Source organism: Nocardioides cavernaquae, from assembly GCF_003600895.1.
In the GTDB taxonomy this organism is placed as follows: domain Bacteria; phylum Actinomycetota; class Actinomycetes; order Propionibacteriales; family Nocardioidaceae; genus Nocardioides; species Nocardioides cavernaquae.
Genome location: NZ_QYRP01000002.1, coordinates 2603593 through 2629766, shown reverse-complemented (window position 1 = coordinate 2629766; position 26174 = coordinate 2603593). Strand labels below are relative to the sequence as shown.

The 26174-nt window shown below is 70.4% G+C and carries 28 protein-coding genes; 10 read left to right on the top strand and 18 right to left on the bottom strand.

Annotation, left to right across the window (positions count from 1 at the left end; translation table 11 throughout):
* Positions 1-48: 48 nt before the first annotated feature.
* The 3 genes from D4739_RS12645 to D4739_RS12635 all read left to right on the top strand — a co-directional run bounded on the left by D4739_RS12645 (position 49) and on the right by D4739_RS12635 (position 2655).
* Complete coding sequence (locus tag D4739_RS12645) at positions 49-912, top strand: AIM24 family protein (RefSeq protein ID WP_120060949.1); 864 nt, start codon at positions 49-51, stop codon at positions 910-912.
* Positions 913-1032: 120 nt separating this feature from the next.
* Positions 1033-1398: a YciI family protein gene (locus tag D4739_RS12640; protein WP_120060948.1), complete on the top strand. Its 366-nt coding sequence runs from the start codon at positions 1033-1035 to the stop codon at positions 1396-1398.
* Positions 1399-1407: 9 nt separating this feature from the next.
* Positions 1408-2655 carry an RNA polymerase sigma factor gene (locus D4739_RS12635; RefSeq protein ID WP_120060947.1) on the top strand — a complete coding sequence of 416 codons (1248 nt, stop codon included), beginning with the start codon at positions 1408-1410 and terminating at the stop codon, positions 2653-2655.
* Positions 2656-2721: 66 nt separating this feature from the next.
* On the opposite strand, the gene D4739_RS12630 is transcribed toward D4739_RS12635, so the two are convergent.
* From D4739_RS12630 to D4739_RS12615, 4 genes are read right to left on the bottom strand one after another with little or no spacing between them, the layout of a single operon-like run.
* Positions 2722-3243, bottom strand: coding sequence for a DUF1990 family protein (locus D4739_RS12630; protein ID WP_220699290.1), 522 nt, complete (start codon positions 3241-3243; stop codon positions 2722-2724).
* Positions 3240-3839 carry a hypothetical protein gene (locus D4739_RS12625; RefSeq protein WP_120060945.1) on the bottom strand — a complete coding sequence of 200 codons (600 nt, stop codon included), beginning with the start codon at positions 3837-3839 and terminating at the stop codon, positions 3240-3242. Before D4739_RS12625 ends, D4739_RS12630 begins: the two co-directional genes overlap by 4 nt.
* A 2-nt stretch (positions 3840-3841) precedes the next feature.
* Complete coding sequence (locus D4739_RS12620) at positions 3842-4144, bottom strand: hypothetical protein (protein ID WP_120060944.1); 303 nt, start codon at positions 4142-4144, stop codon at positions 3842-3844.
* Between the two features lie 52 nt (positions 4145-4196).
* Complete coding sequence (locus tag D4739_RS12615) at positions 4197-4616, bottom strand: VOC family protein (protein ID WP_120060943.1); 420 nt, start codon at positions 4614-4616, stop codon at positions 4197-4199.
* A 131-nt stretch (positions 4617-4747) separates the two neighbouring features.
* Here D4739_RS12615 and D4739_RS12610 point away from each other — a divergent pair, with 131 nt between their 5' ends.
* On the top strand, positions 4748-6076 hold the full coding sequence (locus D4739_RS12610) for a GDSL-type esterase/lipase family protein (protein ID WP_120060942.1): 1329 nt from the start codon (positions 4748-4750) through the stop codon (positions 6074-6076).
* 3 nt (positions 6077-6079) lie between these two features.
* Here the strand turns inward: D4739_RS12610 and D4739_RS12605 are convergent, their stop codons facing one another.
* From D4739_RS12605 to D4739_RS12595, 3 genes are all read right to left on the bottom strand, one after another.
* Complete coding sequence (locus D4739_RS12605) at positions 6080-6418, bottom strand: cupin domain-containing protein (RefSeq protein WP_120060941.1); 339 nt, start codon at positions 6416-6418, stop codon at positions 6080-6082.
* 106 nt (positions 6419-6524) lie between these two features.
* Positions 6525-6989, bottom strand: a complete 465-nt coding sequence (locus D4739_RS12600) for a hypothetical protein (protein WP_120060940.1) — start codon at positions 6987-6989, stop codon at positions 6525-6527.
* A complete protein-coding gene (locus D4739_RS12595) occupies positions 6986-7600 on the bottom strand; it encodes a CDP-alcohol phosphatidyltransferase family protein (protein WP_120060939.1) in 615 nt (204 codons plus the stop codon). Before D4739_RS12595 ends, D4739_RS12600 begins: the two co-directional genes overlap by 4 nt.
* A 157-nt stretch (positions 7601-7757) precedes the next feature.
* Between D4739_RS12595 and D4739_RS12590 the strand changes: the two genes are divergently transcribed.
* Both D4739_RS12590 and D4739_RS12585 read left to right on the top strand, forming a co-directional pair.
* Positions 7758-8855 (top strand): sensor histidine kinase, encoded by a 1098-nt coding sequence (locus D4739_RS12590; RefSeq protein WP_182920409.1) that lies wholly within the window; start codon positions 7758-7760, stop codon positions 8853-8855.
* Positions 8852-9499: a response regulator transcription factor gene (locus D4739_RS12585; protein WP_120060937.1), complete on the top strand. Its 648-nt coding sequence runs from the start codon at positions 8852-8854 to the stop codon at positions 9497-9499. Before D4739_RS12590 ends, D4739_RS12585 begins: the two co-directional genes overlap by 4 nt.
* A 1-nt stretch (position 9500) precedes the next feature.
* Here D4739_RS12585 and D4739_RS12580 read toward each other — a convergent pair whose 3' ends face one another.
* The 5 genes from D4739_RS12580 to lepA all read right to left on the bottom strand — a co-directional run bounded on the left by D4739_RS12580 (position 9501) and on the right by lepA (position 13619).
* Entirely contained in the window at positions 9501-10064 is a 564-nt protein-coding gene (locus D4739_RS12580) for a pyridoxamine 5'-phosphate oxidase family protein (RefSeq protein ID WP_120060936.1), read from the bottom strand.
* 70 nt (positions 10065-10134) lie between these two features.
* Positions 10135-10560 carry a helix-turn-helix domain-containing protein gene (locus D4739_RS12575; protein WP_120060935.1) on the bottom strand — a complete coding sequence of 142 codons (426 nt, stop codon included), beginning with the start codon at positions 10558-10560 and terminating at the stop codon, positions 10135-10137.
* 24 nt (positions 10561-10584) lie between these two features.
* On the bottom strand, positions 10585-11334 hold the full coding sequence (locus tag D4739_RS12570) for a DUF4328 domain-containing protein (RefSeq protein WP_120061894.1): 750 nt from the start codon (positions 11332-11334) through the stop codon (positions 10585-10587).
* A gap of 62 nt (positions 11335-11396) precedes the next feature.
* Positions 11397-11681, bottom strand: a complete 285-nt coding sequence (locus tag D4739_RS12565) for a hypothetical protein (RefSeq protein WP_120060934.1) — start codon at positions 11679-11681, stop codon at positions 11397-11399.
* A 3-nt stretch (positions 11682-11684) separates the two neighbouring features.
* Entirely contained in the window at positions 11685-13619 is a 1935-nt protein-coding gene (gene lepA / locus D4739_RS12560; RefSeq protein ID WP_238473639.1) for a translation elongation factor 4, read from the bottom strand.
* Between the two features lie 41 nt (positions 13620-13660).
* On the opposite strand from lepA, the gene D4739_RS12555 reads away from it, so the two are divergent.
* Together D4739_RS12555 and rpsT are read left to right on the top strand one after the other, a co-directional pair.
* Positions 13661-14608, top strand: a complete 948-nt coding sequence (locus D4739_RS12555; RefSeq protein WP_120060932.1) for a phosphotransferase — start codon at positions 13661-13663, stop codon at positions 14606-14608.
* 171 nt (positions 14609-14779) lie between these two features.
* Positions 14780-15040, top strand: a complete 261-nt coding sequence (gene rpsT / locus D4739_RS12550) for a 30S ribosomal protein S20 (protein WP_120060931.1) — start codon at positions 14780-14782, stop codon at positions 15038-15040.
* A gap of 255 nt (positions 15041-15295) precedes the next feature.
* Here the strand turns inward: rpsT and holA are convergent, their stop codons facing one another.
* The 6 genes from holA to D4739_RS12520 form a co-directional block, all read right to left on the bottom strand.
* Positions 15296-16270, bottom strand: coding sequence for a DNA polymerase III subunit delta (holA, locus tag D4739_RS12545; RefSeq protein ID WP_120060930.1), 975 nt, complete (start codon positions 16268-16270; stop codon positions 15296-15298).
* A gap of 31 nt (positions 16271-16301) precedes the next feature.
* On the bottom strand, positions 16302-18590 hold the full coding sequence (locus D4739_RS12540; RefSeq protein WP_120061893.1) for a ComEC/Rec2 family competence protein: 2289 nt from the start codon (positions 18588-18590) through the stop codon (positions 16302-16304).
* Positions 18591-18599: 9 nt separating this feature from the next.
* On the bottom strand, positions 18600-19514 hold the full coding sequence (locus D4739_RS12535) for a helix-hairpin-helix domain-containing protein (RefSeq protein WP_220699289.1): 915 nt from the start codon (positions 19512-19514) through the stop codon (positions 18600-18602).
* A 106-nt stretch (positions 19515-19620) separates the two neighbouring features.
* A complete protein-coding gene (locus D4739_RS12530; protein ID WP_120060929.1) occupies positions 19621-20505 on the bottom strand; it encodes a DegV family protein in 885 nt (294 codons plus the stop codon).
* 26 nt (positions 20506-20531) lie between these two features.
* A complete protein-coding gene (gene leuS, locus D4739_RS12525) occupies positions 20532-23045 on the bottom strand; it encodes a leucine--tRNA ligase (RefSeq protein WP_120060928.1) in 2514 nt (837 codons plus the stop codon).
* A gap of 131 nt (positions 23046-23176) precedes the next feature.
* Complete coding sequence (locus D4739_RS12520; protein ID WP_220699288.1) at positions 23177-23776, bottom strand: TetR/AcrR family transcriptional regulator; 600 nt, start codon at positions 23774-23776, stop codon at positions 23177-23179.
* Positions 23777-23918: 142 nt separating this feature from the next.
* On the opposite strand from D4739_RS12520, the gene D4739_RS12515 reads away from it, so the two are divergent.
* Positions 23919-24539: a hypothetical protein gene (locus D4739_RS12515; RefSeq protein WP_147384915.1), complete on the top strand. Its 621-nt coding sequence runs from the start codon at positions 23919-23921 to the stop codon at positions 24537-24539.
* Positions 24536-26161: a DNA polymerase Y family protein gene (locus D4739_RS12510; protein WP_120060925.1), complete on the top strand. Its 1626-nt coding sequence runs from the start codon at positions 24536-24538 to the stop codon at positions 26159-26161. Before D4739_RS12515 ends, D4739_RS12510 begins: the two co-directional genes overlap by 4 nt.
* Positions 26162-26174 lie beyond the last annotated feature (13 nt).

The window sequence follows — 26174 nt, the reverse complement described above, 5'->3', positions numbered from 1 at the left end:
CCGAGCACGGGAACTCCGTTTCTGGGGCGGCGCTGGCACGATGAATCCATGACTGCAGCAGCCTGGCTCCCGGACCCGACCGGCAAGCACGAACTCCGCTACTGGACCGGCGACAGCTGGACCGAACACGTCGCAGACGACGGCGTCCAGACCACCGATCCGGCCCCCACGGAAGCGCCCGCGCCTGCGACCCCGGCAGCCGCGCCGACCACCGCGTCCGCGGCCGGGTTCGCCGGGACCATCAGCGGCGACCTGATCGACGGCCGCTACGGGGAGACCACCAGCACTGAGCCTGGTCCGTCCCTGCAGAACGACCGGCTGCTCCGCGTGCGGGTCGCCGAGCCGTTCATGGCCCGCCAGGGCGCGATGGTGGCCTACCAGGGCGGGGTCAACTTCACCTACCAGGGCGGAGGCGCGGCCCGCTTCCTGAAGAAGGCGCTCACCGGCGAGGGCCTGTCCCTCATGCGGGTCGAGGGGCAGGGCGACGTGTTCCTCGCGGACACCGCGAAGAAGGTCCACATCCTGCGCCTTGAGAACAGCGGGATCTCCATCAACGGCGCCAGCGTGCTGGCCTTCTCCGGCTCTCTCGACTGGAATGTCGAGCGCGTGCGCGGCGGGTCGATCGTGGCGGGCGGGCTGTTCAACACCACGCTGCGTGGCACTGGCTGGGTGGCCATCACGACCGAGGGCGACCCGGTCGTGCTCGACGCGGCCGAGGCGCCGACGTTCGCGGACGCCAACGCGCTGGTCGCCTGGTCGGTCGACCTGCAGACCGCCATCAAGTCGACCGCGACCGCGGGTGCACTGATCGGGCGCGGCTCGGGTGAGGCGTTCCAGGTGCAGTTCGGTGGTCGCGGGTTCGTGATCGTGCAGCCGTCCGAGGGCGCTGTCGTTCCCCCGCACTCGCACTGACCGGAAAAGAAAGTTCCGCGGGCTGTCGTATCGGCCCGCGCCTGTTCGTGGAGTGAGTGTCAGGACAGGATGGGACCCGGAAGATCAGCCCGGCGCCCACAATCGCAAAGGACCAGGACAATGGCGCAGTACATGCTCTCCGTTCACCACGACGGCACCGAGGACTTCGAGTCGATGACTCCCGAGGAGCTCCAGCCGATCTTCGAGGCGGTCGACCGCTTCAACAAGGAGGTCCAGGAGGCCGGCAAGTGGGTCTTCGCCGGTGGCCTCGAGCCGATCGAGTCGGCCACCACGGTCGACAACACGAAGGGCGAGGCCCTGGTCACCGACGGCCCCTTCTCGGAGTCGAAGGAGTTCCTCGGCGGCTTCTGGATCATCGAGTCGGCTGACCTGGACGAGGCACTCGACTGGGCCCAGCGTGGCTCTGCGGCGTGCGCGGGTCGGGTCGAGGTGCGGCCCTTCCAGCCTGAGCCGCCGACTGAGTGACCCGGCTGAGTGACCGATCTCGAGCAGGTCTTCCGCGCTGAGCACGGCCGTGTCGTGGCCACGCTCGCCCGTCGCTTCGGCGACCTCGACATCGCCGAGGAGGCGACGTCCGAGGCGCTGGTGGTGGCGGTCGAGCGTTGGCCGCGCGACGGCGTACCTCCCAATCCGGGGGCATGGCTGACCACGGTCGCCACGAACAAGGCCCTGGACCGGGTACGCCGGGAAGGCCGGCGCGACGCGAAGCAAGCTGAGGCGACTCTCATGGACGAACAGATGCGCAGGGATCCCGAGGAGACCGGGCCGGTCGACGATGACCGGCTCCGGCTGATCTTCACCTGCTGCCACCCGGCGCTCGCGCCGGAGAACCGCGTCGCGCTCACCCTGCGTCTGCTGGGCGGACTCTCGGTGGCCGAGATCGCGCATGCGTTCCTCGTGCCGGAGGCGACGATGGCGCAACGGATCACGCGTTCGAAGGCGAAGATCAAGCAGGCGCACATCCCCTATCGGGTGCCTGCTGCGGGTGATCTGCCGTCGCGGATCAGTGCGGTGCTGGCGGCGCTCTACCTGGTCTTCAACGAGGGCTACCTGGCTTCGGGCGCGATCAGCCGGGCTCAGGCCGCCTCGGGCGAGGACTCCGTGCTGGTTCCAGTGCGCGAGGACCTGTGCGCGGAGGCGATCCGGTTGACGCGGCTGACCAGCTCGCTGCTGCCCGACCACCCCGAGACCGACGGGCTGCTGGCCCTGATGCTGCTCACCCAGGCGCGCTCACCGGCGCGCGTGGTCGACGGCGTGCTGGTGACGCTGGACGAGCAGGACCGCCGGCTGTGGGACGCAGCCCTGATCGACGAGGGCCACGCCATCGTGCGGCGTTGCCTGGCGCGCAACAGACCGGGGCGCTACCAGCTGCAGGCCGCGATCAACGCCGTGCACACCGACGCCCTCGACGTCACGATGACCGACTGGGGTCAGGTGCTCGCGCTCTACGACCGGCTCGCCGCGATCGACCCCTCGCCCGTGGTCGCGCTCAACCGCGCGGTCGCGGTGGCCGAGCTGGACGGCCCTGAGGTGGCGCTGTCGCTCGTGGACGGGCTTGCCGGGTCACTGGCTGGCTACCACGCCTTCCAGGCCACCCGGGCGGATCTGCTGCGGCGGCTCGGGCGTCGCGACGCTGCCCTCGCGGCGTACGACGAGGCGATCCGACTCGCGGGCAACCCGGCCGAGAACGCCTGGCTGACCGCCCGCCGCGACTCGATCTGAGGGTACCGACGGTCTCGCTGCCCGGGCCGGGCCGAAATGGCCGGTCCAGCCCTCTGGCGCCGTGTCTCAGGCGAGCAGAGCGCGCAAGTAGCGCCGACGGTAGAAACGCTGGGCGACCAGGGCGATCGGGTAGAGCAGGCGCCACGGCCCGCGAGGCGCCCGGGTCAGGGACCGCAGCGTCAGCGACACCGTCCCGTCAGGCCCGCGGTGGACGACGAACGCCTCCTCGCCAGAGACCGGGTGACCGGGACGCGTGCCGTAGGCGAACCCCGACCGGTCGCGCCGCGCAACCACCGTGACGATGCGGACCGGCTCGCGGATCCGCAGCGGGCCGACATGGGCAACCAGCGACAGGTCTGCACCTGCGCGGACGCGCAGTGCGTCGCCCTTCGCGGGCTCGATCGAGAACCCGCTGCGGGTCTTGATGCCCCACTCGAGGATGCGCGAGGACACCTCGACCCAGAAGTCGTCTCCCTGCCCGATCACGACCGTGCGCTCGAACCGGCGAAAGCCGGGCGTGGCACGGCGCCAGACTGGTTCGGCCACCTCGGTGGCACCGGGGTCGGAGTAGCTCAACGGCTCGTTCACCCGATGCCCGCCAGTGTTCCGACGAGCATGACGGCGGCCGGCGCGAACCCGACCAGGAGTACGACGCCGAGCTGGCGCCGCTGCGTCCATCCCCACCAAACGGCCACGAGCGAAGCGGCGAGGCTGAACCACTCGGTGCCGCCGCCCACCGCGTTGGATGCCCAGGTCAGCCCGACCGCCACCGTCAGCAGGTAACCGATGACCGGCGGCCGCGGGCGACCCACCATCGACATGGCCAGCGCAGCAAGCAGACCGGCCACGCCGGCGTACCAGATGTAGTGGCCGACGACCTCGTCCCAGAGATGGGCGGTGGGACCGGGATCGATGTTGCCCACCGAGTTGGCGGCGAGGTGCATGCCGTGACCGTTGGCATAGGCCAGCGCGCCCGCGCCGAAGATCCACCAGACGCGTCGTCCGACTTGTGCGGCCTGCAGGGTCAGCGCAGCGGGGATGAGCACCAGCCACGGAATCGCCAGGTCCAGCCAGTCCGCGACGCGCGTGCCGTCAACGGTCGAGCCGAGTCCCGACGGCAGCAGTCCGAGATGGTGGACGACCGCGTAGGCCAACGCAGTGGAAGCCAGCGCACGCCCGTACATGCCTACTGCTGCTCGCGTCGCTCGTGCAGCCGTTGCTGAGCGGCCGCGAGGTAGGCCAGGCAGGGCGCGTCGGAGTCCGGGTGCTTCTCGACCAGGTGGAAGATCCAGCGGTCCATGGACGCCATGAAGCCGTTGTCGTTGCCGGGCCGGTACGCCGACCACTTGAGGTGGCCGCGCCCCGCGCACTCGGTGCAGCTGATCTTGTAGACGAACTGGCCATCGTCGGCGAGATCGATCTTGACCTTCGCCAGCGGGCCAGCCTCAGCGCCGGCCTTCCGCTCTCGAGCAGCTCGGCTCGCGACCACGTTTGCACCTCAGTTCGTCGGGAGGTGCAGCCTAGCCGCGAGCGAGGTGGCCTCAGACCAGGTCGACGACCTGCGTCAGCCGGAACGAGTTGCCCGACGGATCCCGGAAGCCCGCGTCGATGCCGTAGGGCCGCTCCTCCGGCGTCTCGGTGAACTCGACGCCGCGCGCACTCAGCTCCTCGTAGGACTTGCGGCAGTCGTCGGTCGTGAAGAAGACCGTGCCCGCGAAGCCCTTCGCGGTCAGCGAGGCGATCTCGGCCTGGGTGGCCTCGTCGAGCATCGGCGCACCCGGGATGGCCATCAGCACGATCTCGACGTCCTGCCCGGGGACACCCACCGTGAGCCAGCGGAAGTTGCCCATCTCGGCAACGGTCACGTCGGTGCGGACCTCCATGCCGAGCTTCTCGGTGTAGAACTTCAGCGCCTCGTCCTGATCGTGGACCCAGACCTGCGCAGTGGAAAGCTTGAACATCGTCGTCTCCTTGAGAGTTGCCCCGGGAATTGCCCCGAGGTGATGCCTCAACGCTAGGGAGCGCACCCGGTCGCTGGCTTCTCGAATCGTGCGCTCCTGTAACCGAGACGCCGCGTCACCGTTAGGCCCCCATGCGCCGCTTGTCGTTCTCGGGTCTCGTGCTCGCCGTCGTGTCCACGCTCACCACCGTCGTCGGCCTGCCCGGCGTCCCCACCCCGGCGGCGTACTCCGCACTGCCGTCGTGCAGCGGTCGACACTGGGTCGCCTCCTGGTACGCCGCGCCCTCGGACGCGCTGCTCTCCCAGCCGCCGATCGAGCAGACGTTCCGCATCCAGGTCTCGCCCCTGCGCGGTGGGACCGTGGCGCGATTCCGGTTCTCCAACCGCTTCGGTTCGGGGCCGGTCACCTTCGGCGATGCGACGGTCGGCAAGCAGCACCCGACCTTGAAGGGTGCGTCGATCGAGGCCGGCACGCTGCACAACATCACGTTCGCCGGCGGCCACCGACGCGTCGTGATCCCGCAGGGCCGCGAGGTGCTGACCGACCCGGTGCGGATCCGTTTCGGCACCTTCCGCCGACTGCTGGTCAGCATCCACGTCGTCGGCGCACCCGGCCCGGCGACGCAGCACGCGATCTCCGAGCAGACCACCTGGCAGAGCCCGCCGCTGTCGGGCAACCACACGCACGACATGGGCGCCGGTGGCTTCTTCGGCGTGCCGCTCCCGGGCCTGGTCCCGGCCCTCCCTCAGGGCATCCCGTATCTCACGGGCATGGACGTCCGTGCACGCAACCGGGTCGGCACCGTGGTCACCTTCGGCGACTCGATCACCGACGGCACGGAGGCCGAGGCGCTCCCCTTCGTGCTCTCCGCGGACAACATCGACAAGTTCGTTGCCTACCCCGACCAGCTCGCTCGCCGGATCAAGAACGCAGGTCTGCCAATGTCGGTTGCGAACTCCGGCATCTCCGGAAACATGCTGCTCAACGACGCCGTCGTGCCGGTCTTCGGTCCCTCCGGGCTGTCCCGCTTCACCCGCGACGCACTCGATCGCCCTGGTGTCACCACGGTGATCCTGCTCGAGGGCATCAACGACATCGGACAGCTCCTGGCCACCCGGGACCAGCTCGTCGCGGGTTACAAGAAGGCCATCGCTGCAGCCCATGCCCGCGGCGTACGCATCCTGCTCGGCACACTCACCGCGCAGAACGGCACGATCCAGCCGCCCAACTACGGCTTCCTCGGTGAGCCCACGCGCGTCGCTGTGAACCAGTGGATCCGTGCCCAGCGCCTCAGCGACGGCGTCGTCGACTTCGACAAGGCGGTGCGCGATCCTTCGGACCCGTCGCGGCTCCGTCCGGAGTACGACGGCGGCGACCACCCGCACTTCAGCGCTGCGGGTTATCGGGCGATGGCAGCCGCCGTGCCGCTCAGCAAGCTTCGGCTCCCCCGCTGCAGCTGAGGATCAGTTCGGGTTCGCCGCGCGAGACCCGTAGGCCGGGCCGAACACCACGAGCAGCGCGAGGTCCTCGGTGACGTCGATGAACCGGTGCACCTCACCGGCCGGCACGAAGATCACCGATCCGGGCTCGACCTCTGCCGAGCCACCGGGCGTGACGATCGTGGCGCGGCCCTGTGTCACCACGTAGATCTCGTCCTCGGTGTGCGGACTCTGGTCGTCGAGACCTCCCGCTGGGATGCAGTAGGTCCCGACGGACAGATCCGGGGTCCGTAGGTGCTCGGCCCAGTCGTTCTCCGCCTCTGACGGTGGTGTCCAGACTCCGGCGCCCTCGATCAGTTGCATGCGGCGAGACTAGGCGTCGGCCGTGTGAACGTCGCCGTCAGGCGATGGTGGACGGCAGACCGGTCGCGCACATCTGGATAGTCAAGCTCCTGTTGCCACGAGGGCCTCACGACAGCGCCAGCGCCGCGGGGACCGCCAGCGCGCTGAACCTGACCAGGCGCCCGACCAGGCAGGCAGCGCCGAACTCGATCCGGCGCTGCGGCGACGCACCCGCCGCGATCGCCACCACCGCCAGGGGCGGCAGTCCGACGGTCGAGGAGAGCAGGACCAGCGGCACTCCCGTACGCCGCTCGCCGAGCAGGCGGCGTACGCGGGCCGACCAGCGACCCGGCTCGTGCCGGTCCCGGCGCATCAGCCTCGACAGCCGCGCGCTCCCACGACGTGCGGTCTCGAAGAGCAGCAGCTTGCCGACCGTCTGGCCGACACCGAGGGCCAGGGCGATGCAGACGGCCGTGATCACGCCTCCCCGCGCGGACGCGATCACGGCGTACCCCTCGGCGTTGAACAGGGGCACGATCGCCGACCCGAAGCCGAAGAGCAGACCGCCGAGCGCCGTCGCGAGGTCGCTCACGACAGCCGCGCGGGCGCGTCGAGGAGTCGGGCCACCCGGACCAGTGACCAGACCTTGATGCCTCCGACGACGAGCGTGACGGCGAGGGCCACGGCGTACTGGCCGAGGGCGAGCGCACCGACGACGCCGGCGGTGTTCAGGGCCTTGGCTGCGGGCGACCAGTTGAGCAGCCACACGCGGCGATCAACCCGGTGGAAGTAGTTCGGGCTCAGCACCGGCCAGCACAGGAAGGCCAGCGACAGCATCGTGTCGAGCACCATGAACGACAGCAGGAACGCCACGGCGGCAACCAGCGCGTCGGGCACGATCACGACCAGCGCCGCGCATGCGATCGCCGTGCAGGCGCGGTCGCAGATGATGTCGAAGACCGCCCCCGCCCGCGTCTCCTGACCGAGCCGGCGCGCGCTCCAGCCGTCGAGCATGTCGCCGAGCCAGTAGCAGGAGTACGCCGCGACGAGCAGCGTCGCGTCTTGCCGCACGAGCGCGATCATTCCGAGCACGACGGCGGCGAGCGTCCGGACGAGGGTGACCGCGTTGGGGACGGTCAGGAACGGGCCCGGGTTCTGCAGTGCGGTGGCCGGGGCTGGCTGGAGGTGCTCGATCGTCGTCATGGCCCGAGGTTCGCGGCCGGGGCACCCCTCGCGGATCCGCCTGGTGTGCCGTCGTTTCTCGCGCATCGGCACTGTGGGTGGTGGCGGGTTGGTACCCGGGTACCGACTTCACGCGCGGCACTCCCCGATCACCTCGCGCGTCACCGAGAATGCGGAGGTGAAGATTGCATGGACCCGGTGGCTGAACGAGCCGGCCCGCCAGCGCCCGATCGCGTACGGCGCCGTCGCGGTGGCCGTCACGATTTCCGCGGTCTACGGTGCGGCGACCGCCACGATGCTCGGGTACTTCACCTGGGTCTGGCTCATTGCGCCGATCGCAGTCGTGATCTCGCGCTTCATCCCCTCGAAGCGGTGGCTGATCCTCGCGATCGCAGCTTCAGTCGTTGCCTACTGCAACACCACCGAGGCCGTGTACCTCGTGTGGTGCGTCGCTGCGCTCGTCTTCCTGTCGTTGTTCGAGGACCCCGCCCCGCGGCCGTTCGCGGGCTGGATGGCCGGGGTTCTGGGCTGGTTCGCGACGACAGTGATCGTTGACGGCCCCAACCTCGTGCCCCTCTTCGCGACGCTCGTCGGGTGGGTTGCTGCGACGATTCTGCGGGGGCGTGTGCGCAACGCCGTTCTTGCCGCCGAGACTGACGAGCTCCGCACGCAGGCCACCTGGCTCGAGCAACGCACCAACCTCGCCCGCGAGCTCCACGACGTCGTCGGCCACCACGTGACAGCGATGGTCGTCCAGGCCGAAGCGGGTCAGGTCGCAGAGCCGGAAGCCGCACTGCGCCGGATCGCAGACGCCGGCCGGACCGCCCTCCAGGAGCTGGACGCGCTTGTCGTCCACCTCCGCGACCCGAACGCCCCGCTCTCCGTCAGCGCCCCGCCACGGCTGAGCGACATCGATGAGCTCCTCGCCGTGCCGCTCCGGCAGAACGGCGTGGACGTCACGGTCGAGATCGATCCCGCCCACGGGCTCGACGAGATCGGCACGCTGACGCTCTACCGCGTCGCGCAGGAGGCGCTCACCAACGTGGCCCGCCACGCCGGTGCCCGGTCGGTCTGGGTGGAGGTCCAGCGCCTCACTGGCCAGGTCCGGCTGCGGGTCAGCGACGACGGCATCGGTCCCCCAGCAGCCGTCGAACGCGGGACGGGCCTGCTCGGCATCAACGAGCGCGTCACCGCCCTGAACGGCACCTTCGAGCTCGCCCGTCGTCCCGGCGGCGGCGCCATGATCGACGTACTGATCCCGGTGGTCCCCGCATGATCCGCGTCGCCGTGGTCGACGACCAGGACATGGTGCGCGAGGGCTTCAGCCTGATCCTCTCCGCCGACCCCGGCATCGAGGTGGCCTGCCAGGCGGCCGACGGACGTGCCTTCCTCTCGGCGGTGGAGGCCGACCCGCGCATCGACGTGGCACTCGTCGACATCCGGATGCCTGTGGTCGACGGCCTGCAGGCGACCCGCGCGCTCGCCCGGCTCCCCCACGCGCCAGCCGTGATCATCGTGACCACGTTCGACGACGACGCCTACGTCCTCGACGCGATCGCCGCCGGCGCCCAGGGATTCCTGCTCAAGCGGTGCAGCGCCCGCGAGCTGGTCGCGGCTGTTCACACCGTCGCGTCGGGGTCGTCGATCCTCTCGCCGCAGGTCACCGGTGCTGTCCTCCAGCGCGTCAAGCAGACCTCGGCCATCACCCGACCCGCGATGCTCGACGGACTGGACCTGACCGGCCGCGAGCGCGACGTGCTCGGGCTGATCGGGCTCGGCCTCAACAACACCGAGATCTCCGCGCGCCTGCACCTCACGGTCAGCACCGTGAAGACGCACGTCGGCAACGTGCTCGCCAAGACCGGCAGCCGCGACCGAGTGCAGGCCGCGATCGTCGCGATCCAGGCGGGCCTGTCCTGAACTACTCGCCGGCGGGGTCGTAGTCGTACGCCGGCAGGCCGTCGAGGCTGGTCCGGTTCTTCTCGACGCGGTAGGCGACGCTGCCCTCGGCGCCCTTGCGCTCGAAGTACGGCCCGAGCAGATCGCGATGCCCGTCGAGCGTCATCCGCGGGACACCCCAGCCGCACGAGTCGGAGATCCGCTCGACGTCGACGACGATCACCGCTCTGGTCCCGGGCTGCTCGCTGAAGTGCTCCGCGAGCGACGCGAACCCCTCGTCGTACGGCGTGACGATGCGGCCGCGACCGTGCAGCCGCACGATGTTCGGAGCACCCGAGAACGCGCAGAACATCACCGTGATCCGGCCATTCTCGCGAAGGTGCGCGATGGTCTCGCTGCCGCTCCCGGTCACATCCAGCCAGGCGAACGTGTGGCTGTCGAGCACCGCGAACGTCCCCGGCAGGCCGCGCGGCGACACGTTGACGTGCCCCTCCGCGCCGAGAGGTGCCGTCGCGACGAAGAAGACCGGCTGGCCCTCGATGAAGTCCTTCAGCCGGCCGTCGATGGATTCATGCAGCTTCCCCATGCGACGACCGTCCCACGCGCAGATACGCCGTGCCCACTGGTTATCCCGCCGCAGCGCCCACCAGGCGCCGTCAGCTGCCCGACTCGGCTTTGCGCTCGGGGACGTGGGACGGACGACCGTAGGCCCGGATCACGCACGCCGGCACGACCGCGTACGCCGAGGCGGGAGGCGCCGCGGCCCGGTAAGCGGTCGGCGTCGCGTCGTACATCCGCTTGAAGCTGGTGGTGAACGAGCCGACACTGGTCAGGCCCACGCTCATGCAGATGTCCGCCACCGAGTGATCCGTGTGGCGCAGCAGCGCCGCCGCGCGCTCGAGTCGCCGGGTCAGCAGGTAGACGTGCGGCGACTGCCCGAAGGTCTCCTTGAAGACCCGGCTGAAGTGAGCACGGCTCAGTCCCGCCGCCTGCGCCATGGCGATCACACCGATCGGCTCCGTGTAGTGCCGGTCGGCGAGGTCCTTCGCCCGCAGCAGGTGCCGCTCGATCGGGTGGCTCATCAACGCCGAGTATGCCGCGCGCGGTCAGGCTGGGAGCGCCGTTGCGTCCTCTCCCTCTCTCGCAAGGGCGCGACGGGTGAGGCGTTGAACGATCCTGATCGCAAAGGCAGTGCACACAAGCCACATTGCGGACTCGATCAAGCCGAGAACGTTGTATGCGTGAAACGAAAGGTCATCGTCATCCGACCTCCACAAGAAACGCCCAAACCCGTTGCTGAAGAAGTTCGCGACGAGCCAGAGGGTCCACCACCAACCAAGGGGCGAGAGGTTGACCCGGGACACGTAGACCTGCCAGAGGTCCTTCATGTTCTGGTAGGGAAACCACCAGAACACGATCGGGATGAACCACGACCCCACGTGCATGCCAGGTGATCTGCGAACCGAGCCACGGAGCGTGGACTGCGCCAGCTGGAACTGCCAGAGGCACCACACGACGATGCACGCCAGGAGAGAGATCCAGCTCAGGACTCCCGCCGACAGCTCGATCACGTCGAAGATGCCAGGGGACTGGATCCAGGTGGCCCCGTCGCAGGCGTCAGCGAGTGGGCTCACGCCCCAGGTGTAAAGACCGAAGGTCACCAGGTAGAACGCGCCATGGAGGCCCAGAAGGATCACCAGCGCCCGACCGAGACGACCGAAGTCCTTGCCGAGCGGCCGGCGTTGCGGCGCGCGGCTCGCCTGCCACTGCACCCCGTCCCACCACCGCATCTGGCCGGGCACCTCGGGATCGGGGAACCAGCCAGCAGGGGGAAGCGGCACGGTGTTCTCGGTCATGGCCGAGATTCTTCAGCCCGGGAGATCCGCCCGCAGCCGGACCACGAAATTGGTCCGCAGTGTCAGCGGACCAGCTCCCAGGTCGTACGACGATCATCGGGGCCGGTGATCTCCCCCGCTGCCAGCGCGGCGGCGACCCGACGGCGTACGTCGTCCTCGTCGGCCGGTGGGCAGTCGACGGTGATGTCGAGCACCAGCGCTCCGCCGCGCTCGATTGCGCGGGTCGAGTGCGGCCAGCGGCACGGGCCGTCGTGCTTCCAGTGCCCGCAGAGCGCACCCGTCACCGCTCCGCCCGGCGCCGCGGTGTCTCCCCCGGCGTCGAGGCGGACCCGGTGCACGAGCCGCACGGGCTACTTCTTGGGCTTCTCGGCGGGCTGGGTGGTGGACAGCGCGGCGATGAAGGCCTCCTGCGGCACCTCGACGCGGCCGACCATCTTCATCCGCTTCTTGCCTTCCTTCTGCTTCTCCAGCAGCTTCCGCTTACGCGAAATATCGCCGCCGTAGCACTTGGCAAGGACGTCCTTGCGGATGGCGCGGATGGTCTCGCGGGCGATCACGCGGGCGCCGATGGCGGCCTGGATCGGCACCTCGAACTGCTGCCGCGGGATCAGCTCGCGCAGCTTGCCGGCGAGCATCACGCCATAGGCGTACGCCGCGTCCTTGTGCACGATCGCGGAGAACGCGTCGACCGGCTCGCCCTGGAGCAAGATGTCGACCTTGACCAGGTCACCCGGCTGCTCACCGTCGAACTCGTAGTTGAGCGAGGCGTAGCCCTTGGTCTTGGACTTGAGCTGGTCGAAGAAGTCGAAGGCGATCTCGCCCATCGGCAGCGTGTAGCGCATCTCGACACGGTCCTCGGAGAGGTAGTCCATGCCGTGCAACGTGCCGCGCTTGTTCTGGCACAGCTCCATGATCGTGCCGATGTAGTCGGACGGCGACAGGATCGTGGCCTTCACGACCGGCTCGCGAACCTCGGCGATCTTGCCGTCGGGGTACTCGCTCGGGTTGGTCACCTCGATCTCGGTGCCGTCGTCCATCGTCACGTGGTAGACCACGTTGGGCGCCGTCGAGATCAGGTCGAGGTTGAACTCGCGCTCGAGCCGCTCACGGGTGATCTCCATGTGGAGCAGACCGAGGAAGCCGCAGCGGAAGCCGAAGCCGAGCGCGCCGGAGGTCTCCGGCTCGTAGGTCAGTGAGGCGTCGTTGAGCTGGAGGCGCTCGAGGGCGTCACGAAGCTCGGGGTACTGGTCGCCGTCGATCGGGTAGAGACCGGCGTAGACCATCGGGTTCGGGTGGTCGTAGCCGCCGAGCGGCTCGTCCGCGCCGTGGTGCTGGAGCGTGACGGTGTCACCGACGCGCGACTGGCGGACGTCCTTCACACCGGTGATCAGGTAGCCGGTCTCGCCGACACCGAGCTCGCCGGCCTTCATCGGCTCGGGGCTGATCACGCCGACCTCGAGCATCTCGTGCACGGCGCCGGTGGACATCATCCGGATCCGCTCACGGTGCTTCAGCGAGCCGTCGACCACCCGGACGTAGGTGACCACGCCGCGGTAGGTGTCGTAGACCGAGTCGAAGATCAGCGCGCGGGCGGGAGCGTTCGGGTCACCGACAGGCGCAGGCACCTGGCGAACGATCTCGTTGAGCAGGTTCTCGACGCCGAGGCCGGTCTTGGCGGAGGTGAGCAGCACGTCCTCGGGCTCGCAGCCGACCAGGTTGGCCAGCTCGAGGGCGTACTTCTCGACGTTGGCGCTGGGCAGGTCGATCTTGTTGAGCACCGGGATGATCTGGAGCTCGGCACCCATGGCCAGGTAGAGGTTGGCGAGCGTTTGGGCCTCGATGCCCTGCGCGGCGTCGACCAGCAGGATCGCGGCCTCACAGGCCTCGAGCGAGCGGGACACCTCGTAGGTGAAGTCGACGTGGCCCGGGGTGTCGATCATGTTCAGGATGTAGGTGCCCGGCTCGGCACCCGCCGCGTTGTCGGCCGGCACGGTCCACGGCATGCGGACGGCCTGCGACTTGATGGTGATGCCGCGCTCGCGCTCGATGTCCATCCGGTCGAGGTACTGCGCCTTCGCCTCGCGCTCACCGACGACGCCGGTCAGCTGCAGCATGCGGTCGGCCAGGGTCGACTTGCCGTGGTCGATGTGCGCGATGATGCAGAAGTTGCGGATGATCGACGGGTCGGTCTTGCCCGGCTGCGGTGCGGTGGAGGACACAGGCGACTTTCTCGGATTGCTCGGCGGGGACGGTGCTGGCCCCGGAGGGCCCCCGCATTCTCCCATGCATTCACGGCCCGCCACGCACACGCGGGCACAATGCTCCCGTGACCCCGCTCCCATCGGTCCGGACACCCGACCACCCCACGGCCCGCCGCATCACCTGGCCGTTCCTCCCTGCCGACCTGCGGCTCGAGATCGGTCGCCGTTGCGGTTCGCCGGTGGTCTCGGCCCAGGCCTGCGACGTGGGCTTCACCCCGGGGTTCGCATCGGTGCTGACCTGCGAGGACGGGTCCCGCCACTTCGTGAAGGCGGCCTCCACCAAGGCACAGCGCGGCTCGTCGGTCTCCTACCGCGCGGAGATCGACGTGCTCCGCCGGCTCCACCCCTCGTTGCCGGTGCCGTCGCTGGAGTGGTTCATCGACGACGACTGGGTCGTCCTCTCCACGACGTACGTCGACGGCACGCTGCCGCGCCTGCCCTGGTCGGCAGCCGACCTCACGGCCTGCCTGGATGCCCTCGAGCACGCAGCGGTGCTCCTCACCCCGGTGCCGGTCAAGGCCACCCGGGTGAGCGCCGAGTTCGCCGCCTGGCCGGGCTACTGGGAGGCGGTGCCCCACCGCGGCGACCTCGACCACCATGCCGAGGCGTCTGCCCTGGCCGCCAGGTTCGGCGAGGCGTGCGCCGGCGAGACGCTGGTCCACACCGACATCCGGGCCGACAACCTCCTCGTCGACACCGCCGGACAGGCCTGGATCATCGACTGGACCTGGCCGGTCGAGGGAGCGGACTGGCTCGACACCGTCACCTTGCTGGCTCTCGCCCGCGGCGATACGGACGGGTCGTTCGACGCCGACGCGCTGCTGGCAGAGCGGCGCCTGACCCGCGGCGTACCTGCCGACGACGTGGACACCTGGCTGGCCCTGCTCGCGGGCTACTTCCTCAAGTCGGCGCTCGACCCGGTCCCGGTCAGCGCCCCCCACCTCCGGCGTTACCAGCAGCAGGTGGGCGACGTACTGTGGGACTGGCTCGCAGCGCGACGTGGCTGGTCCTGAGGTCTGCACATTCCTGGGGCTGGTGCGATTTGGGCTGCCCGCAACTGCACTGGTAATCTTGCCCGTCGCGTGTTCTGGCTGTGCCCCATCCCTCTAGCCAGGGCCAGGGAGCGCGCCGACCGCATCACCAGACTTACTGACCGAACATCCACCACACGCAAAGGTTCCGCAGTGGCGAACATCAAGTCCCAGATCAAGCGCAACAAGCAGAACGAGGTTGCTCGCGAGCGCAACAAGTCGGTCAAGACCGGCCTGAAGTCCGCGATCCGCAAGTTCCGCGAGGCCGCCGAGGCCGGCGACAAGACCGCCGCCGCCGAGGCCGCTCAGGTTGCGCTCAAGAAGCTCGACAAGGCTGCGTCCAAGGGCGTCATCCACAAGAACCAGGCTGCCAACCGCAAGTCCTCGATCGCCAAGAAGGCCGCCGCTCTCTGAGCCGCACTCTTCCTCGGAAGGCGCTGTCCCCTCGGGGATGGCGCCTTCTGTCATTTCAGGAGGGCCCTGCACGGCCCAGATCACCGGTCCCGTTGAATACGGCCCTCCACACGCGCGGCCAGTGACGGAGCCTGCGGCCGGAGCCGGGGAGGTCTCCCGAACGTCGAGCCGGCGCGAGCGCCAGCGAGCGCAGCGCGAGCTGCACGGAGGGAGACCTCCCCGGCGCAGGCCGCACCCGCCCGCCAGCCGAAAAGGTCAGCGCGGGTCGCGGAGGGCAGCGACGGTGAGGACCAGGCGCTCCAACGTGTACGCCGCGTCGGAGGCCGCGCCCTTGATGTCCGCATCAGCCTTGGCCACGGCCTGGATCGCGCCGGCCAGTCCCCCGGGCGACCAGGAGCGTGCCTGGTCCTTGATCGTGCGCAGCTTCCACGGCGGGACACCGACCTCGCGGGCCAGGTCGGCCTCGCGCATGCCGCGCGGTGCGCCGACGAACTTCGCCAGGCCGCGGACCGAACCGGCGAAGGCAGAGGTGATCAGGACCGCAGGCGTGCCGTTGTCGAGCGCCCAGCGGAGCTCCTCGAGCGCTGCCGCACGCCGCCCGTGGAACGCAGCGTCGGCGACCGCGAACGACTTCGCCTCGGCCCGACCGCCGAAGTAGCGCTTGACCTTGTCGATGGTCAGCGGCTCGCCGGGGAAGTCGTTGGCCAGCTGGTGCGCGGCGGCAGACAGCGAGCGCAGGTCCTGACCGACGGCCTGGACCAGGAAAGCGGAAGCCTCGGAGTCCATGCGGGCACCGTGCTGGCGGGCCTCGGAGACCGCGAAGCCGGCGAACTCGGACGCCTTCAACGGAGCCGACTTGACCTCAGTGACGGTGGCGATCTTGCGCAGCTTGGCCAGGACGCCGGAACCCTTCTGTCCGCCGGAGTGGACCAGCACGAGGGCGATCTCCTCGACAGGAGACGCGCAGTAGTCCAGGAGACCCTCGACCGACTCGTCGGGGACGTCCTCGAGCTGGCGCACCACGATGCACCGCGTGCTGGAGAAGAGCGAGGGAGCCGCGAGCTCGCCCAACGTCGCCAGCGTCAGGTCACCGCCGCGGGCCTCGGAGAACTCGGCCTCGGCATCGATCGCCTTCACCGCGGCGCGTGCGGTGACCACCGTGCGCTCGTTGAGGAACTCCTCCGGGCCGGTCACGAGCGTGACCCGGCCCAGCACCTGCGGTCCGGCCATGGGTGCAACCCTGTCACACCGCACCGACAGGTCACTTCCGGGTCCCGACCTCCAGACCGTCCTGTCCGGCGACCACCACGACGTCCCCGTCCGTGTCGGTCCGATGCACCGCGGCCCCTGTCGCGGTGAGCACGTCGAGCGTGCTCTGCGCCGGGTGTCCGTAGTCGTTGTCCGCGCCCACGCTGATCACCGCGACGCGGGCGCCGAGCGAGGCCAGCCAGTCCGTGTCCTGGTAGCGACTGCCGTGATGGGGCACCTTCAACACGTCGACCGTGAGGCCGGCCAGCGTGCGCTGCAGCCAACGCTGCGCCTCCGGCTCGACGTCCCCGGCCAGGAGCATCCGGACTCCGCGCACGTCGAGCACGAGCACCACCGACGCATTGTTCGGTCCACTTCCCGAGTCCGCGGCGGACCCGTGCTGCTCGACTCCCGGCACGGGGCCGACCACCTGCAGCCTCACGTCACCGATCTGCCTGGTGACGCCGTAGGCCGGGACCAGCGCACGGTCGCCGGTGATCTCCTGGACCGTCTCCACCCGCTCGAGGGGTTCGGCCAGGCCGGTCACGTCCACCTCGCCGACCTCGCGTCCGTCGTAGACCCCGCCGAGGCCGTCGACATGGTCGGCGTGGAAGTGGCTGAGCACGACCAGCGGCACCCGCCGGATCTCCAGCCGGTCGAGGCATCGGTCCATCGACGCCGGATCGGGCCCGGCATCGACGACAACCGCGGCACCATCGCCCGCGTTGAGCACCAGGCCGTCGCCCTGCCCGATGTCACACGCCGCGAAGACCCACCCCTCCGGTGGCCAGCCCGGACTCGGCGGCGGCACCAGCATGACCACGGCCAGTCCGACCGACAGCACCGCTGACGGAGTACGCCGCGCGAGCAGCCGCCCCGACCAGGCTGCGACCGCCACACACAGGACGGTCAGCACCGCCAGGGCGAGCGGTCCGGTCCCCCACGACACTGCTGGAGTCGCCAGGGCGGCCGAGTGCCGGGCGATCGCGATGATCGTCGCGGCACACGCAGCTGCGATCCAGCCCACCGCAGCGCCGAGCGGATGCCAGACCAGCTCGAGCAGGCCACCGATGAGGCCGGCCACCGTTGCGGGCGCGACGAACGGACCGGCGAGCAGGTTGGCCAGCACCGCCACCAGGCTGACCTCACCGGAGATCGCGGCGACCACCGGCGTGCACGCGAGCTGGGCCGCAGCAGGCACAGCGATGGCCGCCGCGAGCCACGGTGGCATCCAGCGCGACAGCGCCGCGGTCCACCTGGGGGCCAGGAACAGGATGCCGGCGGTCGCGAGCACGGACAGCGCGAACCCGACCGTGGTGGCCAGCCACGGGTCGATCAGCAACAACCCGAGCACCGCCAGGCCCAGCGCACGCGGGCCCCGGTCGCGGCCGTTGCTGCCGAACCCGAGCAGTGCCACCGAGCCCATGGCGGCGGCCCGGACCACGCTCGGCTCGGTGCGGGCCACCAGCACGAAGCTGGCGATGCCGAAGACGCCCAGCACCAGCAGCCAGCGCCCGCGCACGCCGCAGGCCTTGCCCACGAGCAGCAGGACGCCCACCACCAGGGTCAGGTTGGTGCCGCTGACGGCGAGGAGGTGGGTGAGCCCAGCCACCCGGAAGTCTGCCTGCACCTGCTCCGGAAGACCTGCGTCGTCACCATCGACCAGGGCCGGGACCAGGTCGCGCTGCGGCGGACCACGATCAGCCACGGCGTCCCGGACTCCCCCACGGATGACGGCGGCCGCCCGCCACAGCGGACCGGGCTCGCGCAGCACCTCGGGCCGGCCCCGCGCACTCACCAACGCGCTCAGGTCGCCGTCAGCGACGTGCGCCAGGCGGCCTCGTGCCTGCAGCTCGCTGCCCAGCTCCACGTCGCTCCAGGACCCGTCTGCAAGGACGAGCACCGGTGATCGGACCCGCAGGGCGATGTCGCCGCGGCGTACCTCCAGGACGGTGGCGCGCAGCCGGACCCCGGCGCCATAGGCGCCCTCGAGCCGCACCGGGTCGGAGGTGACGCGCAGGCGGAGCGTGACCGCGGCCCGCTGCTCGGCGAGGTCGGCGACAGGACCGGTCCGGGTGCCCTCCACGCGCAGCGCCGCCGCCCCGGCGACAGCGAGCGCCACCAGCACCCATGTGCACACCGATCGGCGCAGCTCCGGCTTCCGGTGCGCGACCAGCCCGAGGACCACCAGAGTCAGCCCGGCGAGGATCCAGCCGGCACGAGGAGGTACGCCGAGGACGAGGAGCCCGCCGACCCACGCCGCGAGCCCGAGAGCGGGACCACGCAGGTCTCGCGCAGCCACCTGCACGGCTCAGACCGTGGCGTGCGGTGCGATCTCCGCGAGGGTTGCCTCACCGATGCCGCTGACGTCGAGCAGCTCGTCGACACTCGTGAAGGAGCCGTGCTCCTCGCGAAAGGTCACGATCGAGGCGGCCGTCACCGGGCCGACGCCGGGCAGCTCCTCGAGCTCGGCAGGGGTGGCGGTGTTGAGGTTGACCATGCCCGCGGCATCCACGCCGCTCCCCGCTCCGGCCGGGCCGGCGGATCCCACTGCGGGCACGGGCTCGCCCACCCCGACCAGCACCTGCTCCCCGTCGACCAGCGGGCGCGCGAGGTTGATCCCGACCAGGTCGACGCCGGGCCGGGAACCGCCGGCTGCCTTGAGCGCATCGATCACCCGCGCGCCCGGACTCAGCACGACGATGCCGGGCCGCCTGACCCGACCGGCCACATGGACCACCACCTCGGCCGGCGCGCTCGGCGCGGGCGCGACACTGGTCCCCGGAACGGCGAGCGGCGTCGCGATCCCCGCCGCGACGGGAACTGCAGCGTCGACCGGCTCGGGGCGACTGCGCAGCACCCACCAGGCGGTCACGGCCAGCCCGAGAGCGAGCAGCACCGCGACGACTGCAACCGGGCCCGGGCCCAGCGCGGTCTCGGGAAGCCACCCCGGCGCCGCGAACCTGCGCGATGCATGGCGCCCGGGCACCGGCAACGTCGTGAGCGGCACGCCCCCGACGGCGTCGCCAGCCTCCTCAGGCGCGGGGTGCTCCACGGTGTGCTCACGCGCGGACTCTCGCGGCGGCCCGTCCAGCAACTCGTCGAGCTGACTGGGGCGCTCGTCCCGCGCAACCTGCTTCGCTGGCGGCAGCGTGCCGGTCAGCTCCGCACGCAACAGCGCCAGCCGTCGGGCCAGCGCTTCGTCGTAGTCCTGCCGCGATCCCATGGCTCGACGCTAGGCAGCAGCGGCCGTGAGCGAAACCGACCGCCAGCCGACCTGTGGAGAAGTCCCGGCCAGCCGATCCCCGAAGAGTCAGCCGATCCCCGAAGGGTCAGTCGATCGCCGGAGCGACAGCGACCGCGACCATGCCCGGGCCGACGTGCGCACCGAGCACGGCACCGAGCTCGGCGATCTCGACGTCACCCACCACGTCGAGGCGGGCAGCGAGCTTCTCCGCCAGCACGCGCGCCCGATCGGGGCTGGCGAGGTGGCCGACGGTCACCGTGACCGGTGCGCCCTCGAGGGTCGAGGTGGCGTGCGTGGCGGCGAGCTCCTCCAGGCGGGCAAGGGCCTTGCCTGCCGTGCGGACCTTCTCGAACGACTCGATCTTCCCCTCGGCGAGCCGGAGCAGCGGCTTCACGGACAGCGCACCGCCAAGGATCGCGGCCACGGCGGTGACCCGTCCACCGCGCCGCAGGTACTCGAGGGTGTCGACGTAGAACAGCGATGCGGAGGCCGCAGCCCGGGCCCGAGCGGCGGTGACCGCCGTGCGCGCGGACCCGCCGTTCTCGACGACGTGGGCGGCCGCCAGCACGGCGTACCCGAGTGCGAAGGCGGTCTGCCGGCTGTCGACGACGGTGACCTTGACGCCCTGTGCCTTCAGCTCCTTGGCCGCGATCTTCGCCGAGTCGAAGGTGCCGCTCAGGTCAGCGGAGATGTGCAGCGAGATGATCTCGGTCGCTCCCGCCGCGACGGCCTTCTCATAGGCCTCGACGAACGTCGACGGGTTGGGCCGCGAGGTCGAGACCGGGGTCCAGTGCTCGAGCGCGTGCGCCACCATCGACGGCGTCGCCATGCCGTCGTCGTACGACGTCGCGCCGATGATCACCTGCACCGGGACCACCGTGATGGCATGCTCCGCCACCACCTCGGGGGCCAGGGAGGCCGTCGAGTCGGTGACGATCGCGATGCGCCGCGCGGGCCTGGAGTCAGCCATCTGCCGAATGTAGCGCGCTGGCGCCGTCAGCCGGCGACGATGTTCACGAGCTTGGGCGCCTTCACGATCACCTTGCGCACCTGCTTGCCCTCCAGGGCACGCTGCACGCCGGCGTCCGCGAGGGCCAGAGCCTCGAGGTCGGCTTCACTGATCGACGGGGCGACCTCGAGCCGGGCCCGGACCTTGCCCTGGATCTGCACGATCGCGGTGACGGTGTCGGCGACCAGCAGCGACTCGTCGACGACGGGCCAGCCAGCCTTCGCAACGGACGGCTCGTGGCCGAGGCGCTCCCACATCTCCTCGGCGGTGTACGGCGCGACGAGGGACAGCAGGATCGCGACCGTCTCGACGGCCTCGCGCACGGCCGGGTCGGCCGCACCACAGCCCGAGTCGATGGCCTTGCGGGTGGCGTTGACCAGCTCCATCGTGCGCGCGACGACGACGTTGAAGCGGTGGCGCTCGAGCAGGTCGGTGCACTCGTGGACGGTCTTGTGGGTGACGCGGCGCAGCGCCACATCTCCCCCGTCGACGGAGGTGCCGGGCTCGGAGGTCACGTCACCCGAGAGGCGCCAGGCCCGCTTGAGGAACTTCAGCGATGCCTCGGGCGAGACGTCGGCCCAGTCGATGTTGTCCTCCGGCGGGGAGGCGAAGACCAGCGTCAGCCGGACCGCGTCGACGCCGAACTTGTCGATCTGCTCACCCAGGTTGACGCCGTTGCCGAGCGACTTGGACATCTTCTTGCCCTCGTTGATCACGACGCCCTGCCCCAGCAGCGCGGTGAACGGCTCGACGAAGTCGATCATCCCCATGTCGTGCAGGACCTTGGTGAAGAAGCGCGAGTAGAGCAGGTGGAGCACCGCGTGCTCGAGGCCGCCGACGTACTGGTCGACGGGTCCCCACAGCTTCACGTCGGCGGGGTCGAACGGACCCCCCTCGAACTTCGGCGAGCAGTAGCGCAGGAAGTACCACGACGAGTCCACGAAGGTGTCCATCGTGTCGGTGTCGCGCTTGGCCGGTCCGCCACAGGAAGGGCAGTCGACGTTGACCCAGTCGGTCGCGGCGGCCAGGGGTGAGGTGCCCTTGGGCTTGAGCTCGGCACCGGTCAGCTCCGGGAGCACGACGGGGAGCTGGTCCTCGGGGACCGGCACCTCGCCACACTTCTCGCAGTGGATGATCGGGATCGGGCAGCCCCAGAAACGCTGGCGCGAGAGCAGCCAGTCACGCAGGCGGAAGTTGACCGCACCGCTGCCGGTCTTGCGCTCCTCGAGCAGGTCGATCGTGGCGCGGATGCCGGCGGCCTTGTCATCGAGCCCGTCAAGCGAGCCGGAGTTGACGTAGACACCGTTGCCGGCGGTCGCGATGCCGCTCTCCTCGGGGTTCTCCGCACCGGGGACGTCGATCACGCGGCGTACGGGGAGGTCGAAGGCGCGGGCGAAGTCGAGGTCGCGCTGGTCGTGCGCGGGCACGGCCATGATCGCGCCGGTGCCGTAGTCGGCGAGCACGTAATCGGCTGCCCACACAGGGATCTGCTCACCGGTGACCGGGTTGACGGCGGTGACGCCGAGGTCGACACCGGTCTTCGGCTTGTCGGTCGCGAGGCGGGAGATGTCGTTCTCCTTGCGCACCTCGACGACGTACGCCGCCAGCGCGTCCGCCTGCGAGGGCGCGACGATCTCGGTGGCCAGCGCAGCGTCAGCAGCGACGACCATGAAGGTGGCGCCGAAGAGCGTGTCGGGACGGGTCGTGTAGACGGTCACGGTCTGCGTCGAACCGTCGGCCAGGTTCAGGTCGAAGTCGACGTGCGCACCCTCGGAGCGGCCGATCCAGTTGCGCTGGGCGGTCAGCACGCGGTCGGGCCAGCGACCCTCGAGCGGCGCCATGTCGTCGAGCAGGCGCTGGGCGTACTCGGTGACCTTGAAGTACCACTGCGTGAGGTCGCGCTTGGTGACCTCGGCGCCACAGCGCTCGCACGCACCGTCGACGACCTGCTCGTTGGCCAGCACGGTCTGGTCGTTGGGGCACCAGTTGACGGCCGAGTTCTTGCGGTAGGCCAGGCCCCGCTCACGGAACTTCAGGAAGAGCCACTGCGTCCAGTGGTAGTACTCCTCGTCGGAGGTGTGCAGCCGGCGTGACCAGTCGAAGCTGATGCCGTACTTCTTGAACGACTGGTACTGCGTCTCGATGTTGGCGTAGGTGTACGTCGCGGGGTGCTCGTTGCGCTTGATCGCGGCGTTCTCCGCGGGGAGGCCGAACGAGTCCCAGCCCATCGGGTTCATGACCTCGTGACCCTGCTGCCACCAGTAGCGCGCGATGACGTCGTGCAGCGCCATGACCTCGGCGTGACCCATGTGCAGGTCACCCGAGGGGTAGGGGAACATCGTCAGCGCGTAGCGCTTCTCGCGCTCACCCGAGCGCACGACTGCCTCGTCGGCGGTGAACAGGTCGAGCTTGTCCCAGCGCTCCTGCCACTTCGCCTGCGTCGCCTCGACGTCGTACGACGCGGGCTCGTCGGCGTGGGGCGTGGGGGTCTGCTCGGTCATGCTCGTCTCCTGGTCAGGGCTGCTCTCCGGCACAAAAAAACCCTCCCGGTCAGGAGGGTGGCCGCGCGATCGTCAGATCAGCGCGGCTGGCGAAGGAGCAGGGTCGTGCACACGGCCCTCATGCTACCTCGTCAGGCAGGGGCCAGGAACAGTGGCAACGCACCGCGAGCGGTCGCCGCCAGTGCCTCACCGATGCCCTCGCGGCCGGCCAGGTAGTCGAGCAGCGACTTCTGGAAGACCCCGTCGAGGCAGCCGTAGATGACGACCGACGGGAGCCCGACCTCGCGGCCGGCCAGCTCGGCGTAGCGGGAGACGACGCGCCAGATCATGTCCTCGAGCAGCGCATCGATCTGCAGGACGGCGTCCTGGTAGCCCTCGACGTACATCCCCTGGACGCGGAAGTCGTACCAGAGGCGGTGGTAGTTGGCGTCCTCGACCAGCGACTCGACGAGCTTGAGGCAGAAGCCGTCGAGCAGCTCCTCGGCAGTGGTGGAGGCCGCGATGACGCCGTCGTAGCGCTGGGCGCACTGGGTCTTGTAGAGCCGGACGGCCTCGGCGATCAGCTCGGCCTTGTCCTTGAAGTAGTAGTGCAGGACTCCGTGGGAGTACTCCGATTTCTGCGCGATGTCGCGCACGCTGGTGCGGGCGTAACCCAGCTCGCTCAGCGTCTGCAGGGCCGACTCGGCAAGCTCGGCGCGGCGACGATCAGCCCGCGCATCCACGGTCAGCACGGCCACATTCTTCTCCCCACAGGTGAATCGATCTGATCAAATCTACGATCGTTTTCGCCGATCGGCCAATACCTGTCTCACAGCCTCACGATCCGGCTCTTCCCGGATTGACATGTTCGAACGTCTGTTCGAACATGGAGAGGTGTCCCTTGCCCCCGCTCTCGCCCCCGATCTGGCCTCGCTGCGTGCGCAGATCCGCCGCCTCGAGGGGCAGGAGGCGCCGGGTGACGTGGTCGGTTTCGGCGTGCCCGAGGCGCTGCGATCCGCTTTCCCGCAAGGCCTGCGCGCCGGTGCGGCGTACTCCGTCAGCGGCTCGCTCACCCTTGCCCTGGTCCTGCTCGCCGAGGCCTGTCGGCAGGGCGCCTGGTGCGGCATCGTCGGGCTGCCGGGGCTGGGCATGGAGGTCGCCGCACGCCAGGGGCTCGACCTCGACCGGGTGCTGCTCGTGCCGTCCCCCGGCGACCAGTGGAGCACCGTGGTCGCGGCGCTGGCCGAGATCGTCCCGGTGGTGCTGGCCGCCCCCGTGCGGCTGCCTCCCGGCGAGGTAGCCCGGCTCGCTGCCCGGCTGCGCGAGCGCGGCTGCACGCTGCTGCTGACCGGCGCCCCCGGCTGCTGGCCGGGCGCGCAGGCCGACCTGCAGGCAACCCCGGCCGGCTGGAGGGGGCTCGGCACCGGCCACGGCTGCCTCCTCTCCCGCCGGATCGCGGTCGAGGTCAGCCACCGCGCCGGCCGCACCAGCCGTCACCACCTGGAGGTCTCATGAAGCCCGAGCTGAAGCCTGAGATGAAGCGCAGTCTCGTCCTGTGGTGCCCGGGGTGGTCCCTGCTCGCCGCCCGCGTCGACCAGGGCCTGGACCCCGCGGCTCCGCTCGCCCTGATGGACCGCGGGCGGGTGCACTCCTGCTCCCCCGCTGCCGATGTCGAGGGAGTGACGCCCGGCCTGCGGCAGCGTGAGGCACAGAACCGCTGCCCCGGGCTGGTGCTGCTCCCCCACGACTCGTTGCGCGACGCGCGTGCCTTCGAGCCGGTCCTGCGTGCCGTCGACGAGATCGTCCCCGGAGTCGACGTACGCCGCCCGGGCGCCGTCGCCGTGCACGTCGCCGGCGCCGCCCGCTACTACGGCAGCGAGGAGGCCGCGGCCCGGGCCCTGGTCGAGCAGGTGCGCGGCATCGGCGACCTGGTCGACGTCCGCATCGGCATCGCCGACGGAGTGCACGCCGCCGAGCTCGCGGCCCGGGCCACCCAGGTCTCGGCTCCCCTGCGTGTGGTCCCTCCGGGGTCGAGTCCTGCTTTTCTTGCCGCCCTCCCGCTCGGCGTTGCCGCCGATCCCGAGGTGCTGCCCGTGCTGCGCCGGCTCGGCCTGGAGACCCTCGGCGACGTGGCGGCACTCCCCGCGAGCAGCATGCGGGCCCGCTTCGGTCCGGAGGGGCTGGCGCTGCACCAGCTGGCCAGCGGTCAGGAGGTGGCACCAGTCCGTCCCGACGAAGCTCCCGCCGACCTGACCCGCGAGGTGGTCTTCGAGCCCGGGCTGGACCGGGTCGACCAGGTGGCGTTCGGGTGCCGGGCGATGGCGGAGGAGTTCGTCACCACGCTCACCCGGCGACAGCTGGTGTGCAGCCAGATCGAGATCGCGATCCACACCGAGGACCGGGTCCGTCCTCACGTCGAGGTGTGGACCCACCCCCGCCACTTCACCTCGGTCGAGGTCGTTGACCGGATCCGCTGGCAGCTGCAGGGCGCGTCCGCCTCCGCGCTCGCCTCCCTGGCTGCCCGCGAGCAGGGGACCGTGCTCCGGGTCGAGGTGGCGCCGGTCGCCCTCGACGACGCGGCAGCCCACGCCGGCGGGCTGTGGCGCGACGGTCCCGATGACCGGATCCACCACACCGCCACCCGGCTGCAGGGGCGCCTCGGGCACCGCGGCGTACTCGCTCCGGCGCTGGGCGGCGGGCGCCTGCTGGCCGAGCGCTGCCTGCTGCGGCCGTGGGGCGATGCCGCCCCGCCCGCGGCCGTCCGGCGGGCCGACCAGCCGTGGCCCGGCAGCCTGCCCGGGCTGGCGCCGTCGCTGGTCTACGACGAGCCGGTCGAGGTGCGCTTGCTCGACGCGTCGCGGGCGACGGTCCGGGTCAGCCCGCGGGGCGAGCTCTCCGCCGATCCGGTCTGGTTCGATCCCGGCTCCCTCGATCCTCAGGGCGGCCCGCGGAGGGTGGCTGCCTGGGCCGGGCCCTGGCCGATCCGGCAGCGCTGGTGGGACCCCGCCGAGCAGCGCCGGGTCGACCGGATCCAGCTGGTCGACGAGCACGACCAGGCCTGGCTGTTGCTGGGCGAGGACTTCGGCACCGGATCGGGCGCCGACGGGCCGTGGTCGGTCGAGGGTCGCTATGACTGACCGGTCGTCGACA

Bases quoted from the DNA above. Each gene is read 5' to 3' on its own strand.
- D4739_RS12645 (WP_120060949.1), top strand. From the start codon at position 49: ATGACTGCAGCAGCCTGGCTCCCGGACCCGACCGGCAAGCACGAACTC.
- D4739_RS12640 (WP_120060948.1), top strand. From the start codon at position 1,033: ATGGCGCAGTACATGCTCTCCGTTCACCACGACGGCACCGAGGACTTC.
- D4739_RS12625 (WP_120060945.1), bottom strand. From the start codon at position 3,839: ATGTACGGGCGTGCGCTGGCTTCCACTGCGTTGGCCTACGCGGTCGTC.
- D4739_RS12615 (WP_120060943.1), bottom strand. From the start codon at position 4,616: ATGTTCAAGCTTTCCACTGCGCAGGTCTGGGTCCACGATCAGGACGAG.
- D4739_RS12610 (WP_120060942.1), top strand. From the start codon at position 4,748: ATGCGCCGCTTGTCGTTCTCGGGTCTCGTGCTCGCCGTCGTGTCCACG.
- D4739_RS12605 (WP_120060941.1), bottom strand. From the start codon at position 6,418: ATGCAACTGATCGAGGGCGCCGGAGTCTGGACACCACCGTCAGAGGCG.
- D4739_RS12595 (WP_120060939.1), bottom strand. From the start codon at position 7,600: ATGACGACGATCGAGCACCTCCAGCCAGCCCCGGCCACCGCACTGCAG.
- D4739_RS12585 (WP_120060937.1), top strand. From the start codon at position 8,852: ATGATCCGCGTCGCCGTGGTCGACGACCAGGACATGGTGCGCGAGGGC.
- D4739_RS12580 (WP_120060936.1), bottom strand. From the start codon at position 10,064: ATGGGGAAGCTGCATGAATCCATCGACGGCCGGCTGAAGGACTTCATC.
- D4739_RS12575 (WP_120060935.1), bottom strand. From the start codon at position 10,560: ATGAGCCACCCGATCGAGCGGCACCTGCTGCGGGCGAAGGACCTCGCC.
- D4739_RS12570 (WP_120061894.1), bottom strand. From the start codon at position 11,334: ATGACCGAGAACACCGTGCCGCTTCCCCCTGCTGGCTGGTTCCCCGAT.
- lepA (WP_238473639.1), bottom strand. From the start codon at position 13,619: ATGGGAGAATGCGGGGGCCCTCCGGGGCCAGCACCGTCCCCGCCGAGC.
- holA (WP_120060930.1), bottom strand. From the start codon at position 16,270: ATGGCCGGACCGCAGGTGCTGGGCCGGGTCACGCTCGTGACCGGCCCG.
- D4739_RS12535 (WP_220699289.1), bottom strand. From the start codon at position 19,514: ATGGGATCGCGGCAGGACTACGACGAAGCGCTGGCCCGACGGCTGGCG.
- D4739_RS12530 (WP_120060929.1), bottom strand. From the start codon at position 20,505: ATGGCTGACTCCAGGCCCGCGCGGCGCATCGCGATCGTCACCGACTCG.
- leuS (WP_120060928.1), bottom strand. From the start codon at position 23,045: ATGACCGAGCAGACCCCCACGCCCCACGCCGACGAGCCCGCGTCGTAC.
- D4739_RS12510 (WP_120060925.1), top strand. From the start codon at position 24,536: ATGAAGCCCGAGCTGAAGCCTGAGATGAAGCGCAGTCTCGTCCTGTGG.